Annotated in this window: 7 protein-coding genes; all 7 read right to left on the bottom strand. The window is 61.6% G+C overall.

Going from position 1 to position 12,761, the window contains the following annotated elements:
* Positions 1–191: 191 nt before the first annotated feature.
* The 7 genes from glgX to J3D54_RS24575 all read right to left on the bottom strand — a co-directional run bounded on the left by glgX (position 192) and on the right by J3D54_RS24575 (position 12,751).
* Positions 192–2,348: a glycogen debranching protein GlgX gene (gene glgX / locus J3D54_RS24605; protein WP_253423842.1), complete on the bottom strand. Its 2,157-nt coding sequence runs from the start codon at positions 2,346–2,348 to the stop codon at positions 192–194.
* Positions 2,349–2,554: 206 nt separating this feature from the next.
* Complete coding sequence (locus J3D54_RS24600; protein WP_253423838.1) at positions 2,555–2,899, bottom strand: DUF2934 domain-containing protein; 345 nt, start codon at positions 2,897–2,899, stop codon at positions 2,555–2,557.
* Between the two features lie 21 nt (positions 2,900–2,920).
* Positions 2,921–5,716, bottom strand: a complete 2,796-nt coding sequence (locus J3D54_RS24595) for a malto-oligosyltrehalose synthase (RefSeq protein ID WP_253423834.1) — start codon at positions 5,714–5,716, stop codon at positions 2,921–2,923.
* Complete coding sequence (malQ, locus tag J3D54_RS24590) at positions 5,713–7,791, bottom strand: 4-alpha-glucanotransferase (RefSeq protein ID WP_253423832.1); 2,079 nt, start codon at positions 7,789–7,791, stop codon at positions 5,713–5,715. The genes J3D54_RS24595 and malQ overlap by 4 nt, the downstream gene beginning before the upstream one ends.
* On the bottom strand, positions 7,788–9,584 hold the full coding sequence (gene treZ, locus J3D54_RS24585) for a malto-oligosyltrehalose trehalohydrolase (RefSeq protein ID WP_253423829.1): 1,797 nt from the start codon (positions 9,582–9,584) through the stop codon (positions 7,788–7,790). Before treZ ends, malQ begins: the two co-directional genes overlap by 4 nt.
* 13 nt (positions 9,585–9,597) lie before the next feature.
* Positions 9,598–11,184: a glycogen synthase GlgA gene (gene glgA, locus J3D54_RS24580; protein WP_253423826.1), complete on the bottom strand. Its 1,587-nt coding sequence runs from the start codon at positions 11,182–11,184 to the stop codon at positions 9,598–9,600.
* Positions 11,185–11,797: 613 nt separating this feature from the next.
* Positions 11,798–12,751 (bottom strand): D-2-hydroxyacid dehydrogenase family protein, encoded by a 954-nt coding sequence (locus J3D54_RS24575; protein ID WP_253426745.1) that lies wholly within the window; start codon positions 12,749–12,751, stop codon positions 11,798–11,800.
* Positions 12,752–12,761 lie beyond the last annotated feature (10 nt).

Raw genomic sequence — 12,761 nt, 5'->3', positions numbered from 1 at the left:
GTAGATAGCAATGTGCAGCGCTCCGAACCCTGGATTGCCGCGGACAGAGTATTGCTCATGAAACGCTATTCGTCGCCTCAGCCTTTGGTCTGATGCGGTTTTTCTAACCGGACCTGTGTCAGGTTTCGCAAATAATTCCCGAAACCTTCGAAGGTAAGCACCATCCCTGTGGGAGCGAGGCTTGCCCCTGATCACTCTTCTTCCTCATGCTGCAATTCGAACAGCAGCAGCGAACGGCCGGTGACTGAATATTGGCGACCAAACTCAAAGCGTTCCTGGCCCCGAATCGACGGTTGATTGGTATCGATCATGCAAGTCCAGAAACCGCCGTCAGGCACTTCCGGTAGCAGGAAGTTGACGATGTCATGGTGCGCGTTGACCACCAGCAGCAGGGTTGCGTCGGCACCTTTGCGGCGTATGCCGGTTTCCTGGGCGCGACCGTCGAGCAGCATGCCCAGGCAACGACCGTGGCCTTCTTCCCATTGTTCTATGGACATTTCGCTGCCGTCCGGGGCCAGCCAGGTCACGTCCTTGACGCCGATGTCCTCGTTGTAATTGCCCACCAGAAAGCGCCCACGTCGCAGGATCGGATAGGCCAGGCGCAACTTGATCAGGCGTTTGACGAACTTGAGCAACGCCTTGCCGTCTTCGCTCAGGTCCCAATTGACCCAACCGATCTCGCTGTCCTGGCAATAGGCATTGTTGTTGCCTGCCTGGGTGCGAGCGAACTCGTCGCCAGCTACCAGCATCGGCGTGCCCTGGGACAGTAGCAACGTGGCGAAGAAGTTACGTATCTGCCGCTGGCGCAGGGCATTGATCTCGGGATCGTCGGTGGGGCCTTCGACGCCGTGGTTCCAGGACAGGTTGTTGTTGCTGCCGTCCTGATTGTTCTCGTCGTTAGCCTCGTTGTGTTTGTCGTTGTACGACACCAGATCGTTGAGGGTGAAGCCGTCATGGGCGGTGATGAAGTTCAGCGAAGCATATGGGCGACGGCCGCGCTGGTTGAACATCTCACCGGAGGCGGTCATGCGGCTGGCGAAGTCGGCGAGCTGGCCGTCGTCACCCTTCCAGAACGCACGTGTGGTGTCGCGGAATTTGTCGTTCCATTCGACCCAGCCCGGCGGGAAGTTTCCGACCTGATAACCGCCAGGGCCACAGTCCCACGATTCGGAAATCAATTTCACCTGACGCAGTACCGGGTCCTGACGACAGGCGACGAGAAAGCTGTGCCGTTCGTCGAAGCCGTCGTGGTAGCGGCCGAGGATGGTTGCCAGGTCAAAACGGAAACCGTCCACGTGCATTTCCGTGGCCCAGTAGCGCAGCGAGTCAGTGACCATTTGCAGTACGCACGGGTGACTCAGGTCCAGGGTGTTGCCGGTGCCGGAATCGTTGATGTAGTAGCGTTTGTCGTCGGACCTCAACCGGTAGTAAGAGGCGTTGTCGATGCCGCGCATGGACAGGGTCGGGCCTTGTTCATTGCCCTCGGCGGTGTGGTTGTAGACCACGTCGAGAATCACTTCCAGATTGGCGTCGTGCAGGTGCGCGACCATCTCCTTGAACTCGGCGATCTTGCCGCTGGCCAGGTAGCGCGGGTCTGGGGCAAAGAATGCGATGCTGTTGTAACCCCAGTAATTGGTCATGCCTTTGTGCAGCAGATGCTGGTCATTGACGAAGGCATGGATCGGCAGCAACTCCACGGTCGACACGCCGAGCTTGCGGATATGTTCCAGCACGTCATCGACCATCAACCCGGCGAAGGTGCCGCGCAGGTTCTCGGGGACGGCGGGGTGAAGCATGCTGAAACCGCGTACGTGAGTCTCATAAATGATGGTCTTTTCCCACGGTACGCTGACTCGATGGTCGTGGCCCCAGGTGTGGGCCGGGTCGATCACTTTGCATTTTGGCACGAAGGGCGCGCTGTCCCGTTCATCGAAACTGAGGTCGGCGTCGGGGTGGCCGATGGTGAAGCCGAACAACGCTTCGGACCATTTCAATTGGCCGACCAACTGTTTGGCATAGGGATCGATCAGCAATTTGTTCGGGTTGAAGCGATGACCGTTGGCCGGGTCGTACGGCCCGTAGACGCGATAGCCGTAGATCAACCCCGGGTGGGCATCGGGCAAGTAGCCGTGGTAGATCTCGTCGGTGTATTCCGGCAGCTCGATACGTTCGAGTTCTACCTCGCCGGCATCGTCGAAGATGCACAGTTCGACCTTGGTCGCGTTAGCCGAAAACAGCGCGAAATTGACTCCCAGGCCATCCCAGGTCGCGCCTAGCGGGAAGGGCAGGCCTTCACGGATTCGCGAGGCCTCGTGAGGTTCGGGCGCGGTTTTCTTTGGACTGGTCATAGCTGCTCCTGCAACGGTATTTTTCGAGGGCGCTCTGTGGCGAGGGGGCTTGCCCCCGTTGGGTCGCAAAGCGACCCTTAAACCAGTCACTGCGATTCTTTAATCAGCAACGTGGCGTCCGGTTTACGACTGCTTCGCAGCCGAACGGGGCGATGCGTCGTTCCGACAAGCCCCCTCGCCACAAATCAGGACAAGACTGTGAAGCGTCAGACCTCGGGTGGTTTACGCGTGGCGCGAGGCTTTTTCACAGTGTTTTTTTCGCCTGGCGGGATTACCGCCGAAGCGGCGGCGGGTTTGGCTTTGGGCTTGGCACGGGGTTTGGCTTCGATGCCCTTGGCATTGACCAGCTTACCGTCGGGCTTGCCGACCGCGGGCTTGGCGCTGGCGGTTTTGCTGCCGCTCGCTTTGGCTGATTTGCCGGGCGCCAGCGCTTCGGCCTCGGCCAGTTTGCAGGCCATCTCCCAATGGCGGGTTTCCTGGCCCTCGGGTTTTCCTTCGGATTCCCAGATTTGATAGGCAAATTCGCGAATGCGTTTTTCGTCGGTACTCATCGCAATGCTCCTGAACTGAACTCAAGTTTGGGTAGTTTGGATAAAGAGATTGACCGGGAAATGCCCCAGCGCGGCGCCGACCATCAGCTCCCTGTGTTTTGTGACTGCGACGCTGGTAAAAAGTCCCTTCAGATTTTCTTCGGTGGCCGCGAATGGCAATTTGATTCGGGTGTCGCCCCATAGCAACGCGTCAACCTGGGGGGCGGCACTGTTTTCCAGCAGTCCGGCACAGCGTATCGGTACTGTCACGATTGCCCGTTGTCCCTGCCATTCTCGAGCAAACGCCAGCACCCGGTGAGCCTGGCTACCAATCACTTCAAGGGCTTGATAAGTGCCTTTTTGAAACAACCCGGCATGCTCGGCACGTTGGTTTAATGCCCGGGCGATCAGGGTTTGCTTGATGCGCCCGTCACGCCAGTTCGCCAACAGATCGGGCAGGTCAAACGGTAGGTGCATGGCCTGCTGACGACTGACGTAATCCACCGGCCGGCGGTTATCGGGATCGACCAGTGTGAAGTCCCAGAACTCGTTGCCCTGATAGAGATCCGGCACCCCCGGCACGGTCATTCGCAGCAAGGTTTGCGCCAATCCATTCAGCGCACCCGGAACGGCAATGCTCTGTGCCGCAGCACTTATAGATGCACGCAGGGGCTGACCTTCAGGGCTCAGCAGCAGGCGTTCGAGAAAACCATGGGTGGCCTGTTCATAGGCCTCGTGCGGCGCACTCCAGCTGCTTTGTAACTTGGCTTCGCGCAGGGCTTTCTGTTGCCACTGCCAGAGGCGTTTAGTGTAGTCCTCAAGCGCAGGCTGATCGTCGCTGCGCAACTCCAGCGACCAACTGCCGAGGATTGCTTGATAGAGAATCAGCTCGTCGCCCGCCGAGGGCGCGCCGGGGTCGGTGCGCAGTTCGCTGGCCAGGGTTCGCCAGTGTTCCACCTGTTCGGCGTACCAGGTGCTGCGCTCACTCAACACCGCCAGCCGCGCGCGGCTGTCTTCGCCACGTTTGTGGTCGTGAGTCGCGGTGGCCAGCAGGTTGTCGGGGAACTCGGCGAGGCGATTGGCGCAGGCGGCATGGAAGTCGGCAACCGGGGCGCTGAACTGCTCGGTGTTGTAGCCGACATCGTTGCGCGACAGCAGCACCGCCGAGCGATAAAGCGCGGTGTCTTCCACCGCTTTGGCCGCCGCCGGAGAGGTCAGTTGCTGGAAGCGCACGCACGCATGCTTGAGCAGTTTGCGTGGACGGCCCACCGGGCGCTGGCGCCAGGGCTGGCCGCCGAGCCAGCCGGCCAGGCAATCAAGCACTGGCCAGTCGGCCTCGCCAAGGGTTTGCCTTGCACCGGCCATGGCCTGCTGGAAAAACACCTCGTCTTGGGCCGCGCGACCCAGCGGGCTGATGTAAGTGCGGTACACCGGGAAGTGCACAATCAGCTCCTGCAAGGCCCGCCGGATCGCGCCGAGGGTCAGGTCCCGGGTCATCAGGTCGTCCCGGGCCACTTGCAACAGGGCATGGGCAACACTTTCGAAATCCCCGGCGAGGGAACCGTTGAGAATCTGCTGGCGCGCCAGTTGCGCTTCCTGGCGAAAGTCGGCGGGCCGTTCGCTGTGCCGGTTCCAGAGTTCGCCCAAGGCCTGGGCACCTTCGGGATCATGTTGCAGCAACGACAGCTGGTTCATGAATTCGTAACCAGTACTGCCATCGACGCACCAGTCGCGGTGCAGGGTTTCGCCTTCGCCGAGGATCTTCTCGACGTAGATCGGCAGGTGTCGGCCGGGTGCCAGGCGATCAATCCGGCGCCGTAGTTTGCGGCAGTAGCTGCGCGGGTCGGCGAGGCCGTCGATGTGGTCGATACGCAGGCCGTCGACCAGGCCTTCGGCCACCAGCTCGAAGATTTTTGCGTGGGTCGCTTCGAACACCGCCGGGCGCTCGACGCGCAGGCCGCCCAGTTCATTGATGTCGAAAAAACGCCGCCAGTTGATATCGTCCGCCGCGGTGCGCCAACTGGCCAGGCGATAACTCTGGCGTTCCAGCAGCATGTGCAAACGCTGGAAACCTTCGGGGGGAAGCGAGTCGTAAGTGCTGAGGGTGTGCTGGATGGCACGAAGGATGGCCGAATCGCTGGCCAGTTCACTCAGTTCAGTCTTCAGTGGGGCCGCCAGTCTGTAGGCGTCGCTCTGGTAACTCAAGGTGCTGAAACGGTCTGCCAGGGACTTGAGCCGTTCGACTTGCTCGGCATTCAATCGATCGTCGGCCTTGAGCAGTTCGCCGTAGTCCGTGGGGCAAATCGGGAAGTGGTGCTCATAGTGCTCGACATAAAAGGCACCACGCCGGGCATCGAAACGCAAGGGCAGGGTGCCGTCCTGTAATGCAATGCCGTAATCGCTGCCCAAAAAGGGCAACAGCAACTGGCCTTCCATCAACGGGTCGGGCGAGTGCCATTGAATGTCGAAGAACTCACCGTAAGGGCTCAGTCGTCCCCATTCCAGCAAGTCGAGCCACCAGGGATTGTCGCCACCGCCGACGGCCATGTGGTTGGAAACGATATCGAGGATCAGCCCCATGTCGTGTTCGCGCAACGCAGCGACCAAACGGCGCAATGCCGCTTCGCCGCCCAGTTCAGGGTTGACCGTGGTCGGGTCCACCACATCGTAGCCATGCAGGGAGCCCGTGCGGGCGGCGAGCAGCGGTGAGGCGTAGATATGGCTGATGCCCAGGCCGGCGAAATACGGCACCAGCGCAATCGCCTGATCCAGGGTGAAGCCTTTATGAAATTGCAGCCGCAGGGTGGCCCGTAGCGGCGGGATGAGCGATTGATTCATTGGTCACGCTCGGCCGCCTGGAGTCGCGCACAGGCGAGCAGTTCCAGGCGTCGGGCGGCATCCGGATTATCGAGCAGGGCTTCGCTGTCGCCGGGCAGTCGGCGGGACCAGTTAGGGTGGGTGTCGGTGGTGCCGGGCAAGTTGGCCTGCTGTTCAATACCCAAGGCATCTTCCAGCGGCAACAACACCAACGGCGCGCGGGTATGACCGAGAAACCGGATGGCGGCGTCGAGCACCTGATCGGTTTCATGGGACTCTTCACGGAAATTTTGCGGGTCCTGGCTCAGCACCTGGCGCAAGCCTTCGCGCTCGCGTTCACGATGTTGACGCCATTCGATTTCACCCGTGGCGTCGACCAGGTCCAGGCGCGCGCTCCAATCGATATCGCGGCCATGCCACCAGCCATTGAGCGTCGGCAGGTCGTGGGTGCTGGTGGTGGCCAGCGCGTTGTCGGGCCAGTCGAGAATCGGCTTGAAGTGGGTGTTGTCCTGCTCGAACAACAGTACGCGCATACCGAGGATAGAGCGCGCGATGAGTTTTTCGCGCAGGCCCTCGGGCACGGTGCCAAGGTCTTCGCCGAGGACGATGGCCTGATGCCGATGGGATTCGAGGGTCAGCAGGCGCAGCAGATCGTCCACCGGGTAATAGAGGTAGGCCCCGTCGCTGGGCGGCGCATCCTTAGGGATCACCCACAGCCGTTGCAGGCCCATGACGTGATCGATGCGCAGGCCGCCGGCATGGGCGAAATTGGCCCGCAGCATTTCGATGAACGCACGAAAGCCGTTACGCACCAGGCCTTCGGGGGAAAACGCGGAAATCCCCCAGCCCTGGCCGGAGCGGTTGAGAATGTCCGGTGGCGCACCCACGGTCAGCGAGGCGAGCAATTCGTCCTGGCGACTCCAGGCCTGGCTGCCGCCGCCGTCGGCGCCCACCGCCAGGTCGGCGATCAGGCCGATGCCCATGCCGGCTCCACGGGCGGCGGTTTGTGCACGCTCAAGGCTGCGGGCAATCAGCCATTGGCAAAACGCGTAGTAGCCGATGCGGCTCGAGTTCTCTTCGGCAAATTGCGTCAGGGCGGCGCTGCGCGGGTTACGCCATTGTTCGGGCCACTCGCGCCAGTCAAGGTTTTCACCACGCCTGGCACGGGCCTCCTGGATCGCTTCGAAGCGACAATGATTTTCCAGCGCTTCGCCACCGGCATGACGGAAGCTGCTGAAGTCGGCATGCAAGGGATGTGCGCCGTGGGTGAACCCTTCGTACAAGGCTTCCAGCAAGCGATGCTTGGCCTCGGCGGCCGTGGGCCAGTCAATCAGCGGCAATGCTTCCAGGTGTTTGAGTTCGGCGGCAAGGCCGGTGGCGTCGATCGCGGTGCGCAGGGCACGCTCGCCGAGAATCGCCCCGGGCGCTGCGTACAGGCTATTGAGGAACAAACGGCTGGACGGCGAGTAAGGGCTGTAGCGCTGCGTGTCGCCGCTGAACATCGCATGCAGCGGGCTGATCGCTAGGGCTTCGGCGCCCCGTTCGCCGGCCACCCGGGCCAGGTCCTCAAGCGCCTGGGTATCGCCGAAACCGCCATCGCCGGGCCGGCGCAGCGAATATAACTGCACGCTCAGGCCCCAGGCGCGCGGGGTTTGACTGTCAATGGCGTCGCCGACGCTGTAGCAGCGCTCGGGCGCCACTGCCAGGGTGAACGACTGATCGTCGATGCTGACGTGCTGATAACCCACCGGCACCAAACCGGGTAACACAGCGTTGTCATCGAGATTGAGGTTGAGTCGCGAGCCGTCTTCAAGGTGGATCTCACACGGGGTTTGCGGGGCGAAGTAGTGGGCCAGATCAAGCCCGACGCCCACGTCGCAGGTCAGCAATGGTGGTAGGTGCCGGGTTTGTTGCACCTCCTGCAGTTGCAGCAGGCTGGCGGCGATTTCCTGGACGGTGCTGGCGGGATGGCCAAGCCCGGCCAGCACTGAACGCAGCACCGCCGGGGTCACTTTCTGTGGACGGCCATTGGCGTCGATCCAGTCGACGGCCAGGCCAGCTCGGCTGGCCAGTATTTCCAGTTGCGTATCGCTCATGGGCGCTCTCCATCCGGGGGTAGCAAAGGGGCTGCGGCCGTGAGGCTGACTAGCGCGCAATACGGGGCAAGGGTGCCCTGATCCAACAGACCGGCCGAGTGCGGCGGGTATTCGAACAGCAGTGTCGCGTCGGCCTGTGGGGAGTGGACCACGGGCGTGTCGCTGAGGTTCAGGTCAATACGCAGCTGACGGCCATCGCCCAATCGCCAGTGCGCCGTCACCGCGCCTTCGGCCAGTACTTGCGCACCCAACGCCTGGGCGCCGGGCAGGTGCGGGATGATGTGTTGATGGCGGATTTGCAGCAGTCGGCGATACAGCTCATGAGTCGCTGGCTGCCGGGTGGCGGTCAGCTTCGGGCGCGACGCTTCGAAGGTCTGCGTCGCGTTCGGGTCGGGAATCTGCTCGCGTTTGTGCGGGTCGGCAAAGGCGCTGAAGGCCGCGAATTCATTGCGTCGACCTTCGCGCACCAACTCCGCCAGTTCACCGTGGTGGCTGGTGAAGAACAGGAACGGTTGCTCGGCGGCGAACTCATCGCCCATGAACATCAACGGGATCATCGGCGACAACAGCAGCAACACGGTGGCGGCATTAAGGGCTTCGGAACGGGCCAGTTGATGCAGGCGCTCGCCAAAGGCGCGGTTGCCGATCTGGTCGTGGTTCTGCAAGAACAGCACGAAGGCTGTGGGCGGCAAGTGACCGCTCGGCTCCCCGCGCGGCGTACCGTGGCGGGTGATATGGCCTTGAAACACGAAGCCCTGGCTCAAGCAGCGGGCGAGTTGTTCGGTGGGGTTTTGGGCATAGTCGGCGTAATAGGCGTCGGTTTCGCCGGTGAGCAAAACGTGCAGGGCGTTATGGCCGTCGTCGTTCCACTGCGCGTCGAAACCTTGCTCCAGCAGGCTGGCCTGGTTGTGCTCGTTTTCCGCCATGAGCCACACGTGCCGCGGCGGACCGATATGCTGGCGAACCCGTTGCGCCAGTTCTTGCAGGAAGTCCGGGTCTTCGATGGCGTGCACGGCATCCAGGCGCAGACCGTCGAAGCGGTACTCCAGCAACCACATCAGCGCATTGTCGATAAAGAAGTCACGTACCTCGCGCCGCCGGAAGTCGATGGCTGCGCCCCATGGGGTGTGTTTGTCTTCGCGGAAAAAGCCTTTGGCGTAGCGATGCAGGTAATTGCCGTCCGGGCCGAAGTGGTTGTAGACCACGTCGAGAATCACCGCCAGGCCATGGCCGTGGGCCGTGTCGATCAGGTGTTTGAGTTGTTCGGGCGAACCGTAGGAAGCCTGCGGTGCGTAAGGCAGAACCCCGTCATAGCCCCAATTGCGCTCGCCGGGAAACTGCGCCAGCGGCATCAGTTCGATGGCGGTAATCCCCAGTTCCACTAATCGCGCCAGTTGCTGTTCGACCTCGCTGAAGCCGCCGAGCGCACCGACATGCAGTTCGTAGATCACCGCCTCGTTCCATGGCCGACCCTGCCAGGCACTGTGTTGCCAGCGATAGGCGAGGGGATCGACCACTACGCTGTGGCTGCCGATATCGCCCGCCTGGGCGCGGGAGGCCGGGTCCGGCACTTCCAGCTCGCCATCGATGTTATAGCGGTAGCGGGTACCTGCGGGACAGCGGGTCTTGATCACAAACCAGCCATCGGCCTGAGGCCGCAGTGGCAGGGACTGTCCATTTTCCAATTCAAGACTGACGTAAAACGCATCTGGCGCCCACAAGGCAAAACGCGTGTGTTCAGCGTCCAGCATGATTGCGCCGTGGGGCCAGGTTTCAAGGGTCCGTAACGGCATCGTTGAAAACCTCTTACTGTTTGCCCGATTTACCCAGCGCTTTAGCCACCAGTTGTTCGTAGAGTTCGGCGTAGGGTTCGACCGCCTTGCACCAGTTGAAGGGCGCCGCCATGGCCCGGCAACGCATGGCGTTGAGCAGGCCGGGGAAGGCGAACACCTTGAACGCACGGCTCAGGGCTTCGCGATAGCTCTCCACGGTGGATTCGTCGAAAAGGAAACCGGTCACGCCGTTTTCGATGGTGTCGGCCAGGCCGCCGGTATTGCGCGCCACCGGCAATGAACCGAAGCGCTGGGCGTACATCTGGCTCAGGCCGCAAGGTTCGTAACGCGAAGGCATCAGCAGGAAATCACTGCCGGCAAACATCCGGCGGGCGTCGGTTTCATTGAAGCCGATGTGCACGCCGATTTGCCCGGGGAAGCGCAATGCCAGCTCACGCATGGCTTGTTCTTCTTCCGGTTCGCCACGGCCGATGATCGCGATCTGCCCGCCGTTGGCGACGATGTACTCGGCCACCGCTTCGGTCAGGTCCAGGCCTTTCTGGTAGACAAGTCGCGAGACCACGGCGAACAGTGGGCCTGCGGAATCATCCAGGCCAAACAGCCGGCGCACGTGCGCTGCGTTGACTGCCTTGCCGTCCCAGTCACCAATGCCGAACGGGCAGAACAGGTGTGGGTCGGTCGCTGCGTCCCAGCTTTCATCGATGCCATTGGGAATCCCGCTGAGCAGACCTTGCTGGGTCTTGGCGGCGAGAAAACCGTCGAGGCCGCAGCCGAAGGCCGGCGTGGTGATTTCCTGGGCATAGGTGGCGCTGACAGTGGTGATGTGGCTCGAGTAGGCCATGCCGGCCTTGAGGAACGACATCTTGCCGTAAAACTCCATGCCTTCCTGTTGCAAGGCATGCATGGGGATACCGAGCTCCGGGCACGAGCCGAGGCTGGTGACGCCCTGGTACGCCAGGTTGTGGATGGTGAACAGCGTCGGGGTGCGTTGCCCGCGCCAGTGCATGTAGGCGGGCGCCAGGCCGGCGGGCCAGTCGTGGGCGTGCACCAGGTCCGGGCACCAGTGAATTTGTGCGAGGTTGGCGGCAATATCAGCGGCCGCGAGGCCCAGGCGGGCGAAACGAATATGGTTGTCCGGCCAATCGCGACCGTTGTTGGCGCCGTAAGGGGAGCCTTCGCGCTCGTACAGTTCAGGGCAGATCAACACGTAAATGACCAGGCCGTCGGGCATGTCCATGCGCCCGATCTTGCAGGGCGGCAACGCGGCGTGCCCGCCCAGTTCACCAATGATATGAATCGGGTTTTCGCTGTTCAGTACTTGCGGGTAACCGGGGATCAACACCCGGACATCGTGCAGATGCGCCATGGCTCGCGGCAGCGCGGCGGAAACGTCGCCCAGGCCACCGGTCTTCACCAGATCGGCAATCTCCGAGGTGACGAACAACACTTTCTTTTTGTTGGGATTCTGCCGGACTACCGGTGCCAACGCCTTGGTGACCGGGACGCTGACCGATTTGGCGGTAAGGGCTCCCACGGGGTTGGCTTCGCCGACCTGCTGAAGAGCACGTTCTCCCTGAACATCTAACGCCGTATTGATCATATGCATCTCCCCGTGTTGTTGATCTGATTCCAGGCCTGGCACAAACGGTGTTGGCCAATTCCTGTGGCCGGGCGCAAACGCGCTACGCATCGGTGAGCAATTGCTGCCCATGCGCTGAAGCTCAATGGGTGAAGTGGCTGTTGCAAGGAATGCACCAGTCGCTGTGGCCCTACCTCTCAGCTGACCTGAGGCCAGCCTCAAAAGTTTCTATTTTTTTACCGAATGACCAATCGGTTTTATTCCCCGAAAACAGTCTAGGCCAGAACCTGGAGGGGGGTGGTCATCCGGACAAATTGTTCGACAATCGGTTGGGAGAGGGTACAAAACACGCGAGTTTTATGGGGCGGCGCACCGACGAAGGGCAGGTTTGTTTTCTTGGGTGGGTCAAATCGGGACCGGGAGGTCACGATAGTTGGGCACTATGAAGTGTGGGCGCACCATTGCGGTGCGTAGGATTTAGGGGAATAGAGTGGATTTGAAGGCCTCTTCGCGGGTAAGCCTGCTCCCACAGTGGATTGGTTGTGGTCACCTGTTTTGTGTACACCCAAACCAAGATCAATGCGGGAGCGGGCTTGCTCCGGGTGGCGACCCGACGATGAACGATAACGCGGTCTCAGCCCAGCAACCGGATCGGCGCCCCGGCCGCCCAAGCCTGAATGTCCTCGATCATCTGCGAAAAAAACAGCTGGTAATTCTGTCGGCTGACGTACCCGACATGAGGCGTGGCCAACACATTGTCCAGCGTTCTGAAGGGATGATGGCGAGGCAACGGCTCGTGCTCGAACACGTCCAGGGCCGCGCCCGCCAGGCGCTGTTTCTGCAATGCCTTGATCAGCGCCGACTCATCGACAATCGGCCCCCGTGCGGTATTGACCAGCCATGCCGTGGGCTTCATCCAGTCCAGCGCCTGAGCGTCCACCAGCCCGCGACTGCGCTCGCTGAGTACCAGATGGACCGACAGCACATCGGCCTGCTCGAACAGTTCCTGCTTGCTGACATAGGTCACGTCGACTTCGGCCGCTCGTTCGGCGGTGAGGTTTTCGCTCCACGCGATGACGCGCATGCCGAACACCTGGCCGAACCGGGCGACCCGTTGACCGATGCTGCCCAGGCCGAGGATCGCCAGCGTCTTGCCTTGCAAGTCGCCACCCAGGCCTTGCTGCCAAAAGCCCGCGCGCAAGGCGTTGGCTTCGGTCACCAGGTTGCGGGTCGCGGCCATGATCAGCGCCCAGGTCAGTTCCGGTGCGGCATGTTTGTAGCTGTCGGTGCCGCAGACCTGGATGCCCAGCGCGGCGGCTGCTTTCAAGTCCAGGGCGGCGTTGCGCATGCCGCCGGTAACCAGTAGTTTGAGGGTGGGCAAGCGGCGCAGCAGGTCTTCGTCGAAGCGGGTGCGCTCGCGCATCACGCAGATCACCTCGAATGCGCCCAGGCGCTCGGCCAGAGTTTGATTGTCGGCCGGGTAGTCATGGATAAAACTCACCTGGCCGATGCTGTCCAGCACTGACCAGTCCACCACGTCGTGCGCCACGTCCTGCCAGTCATCGATCACCGCAATCTGCACCACCATCATCCTTACC

Origin of the sequence: Pseudomonas sp. GGS8, assembly GCF_024168645.1 — a bacterium.
Classification (GTDB): Bacteria; Pseudomonadota; Gammaproteobacteria; order Pseudomonadales; family Pseudomonadaceae; genus Aquipseudomonas.
Note: the sequence above shows the minus strand (reverse complement) of the source record. Positions and strands in the feature narration are given on the sequence as shown.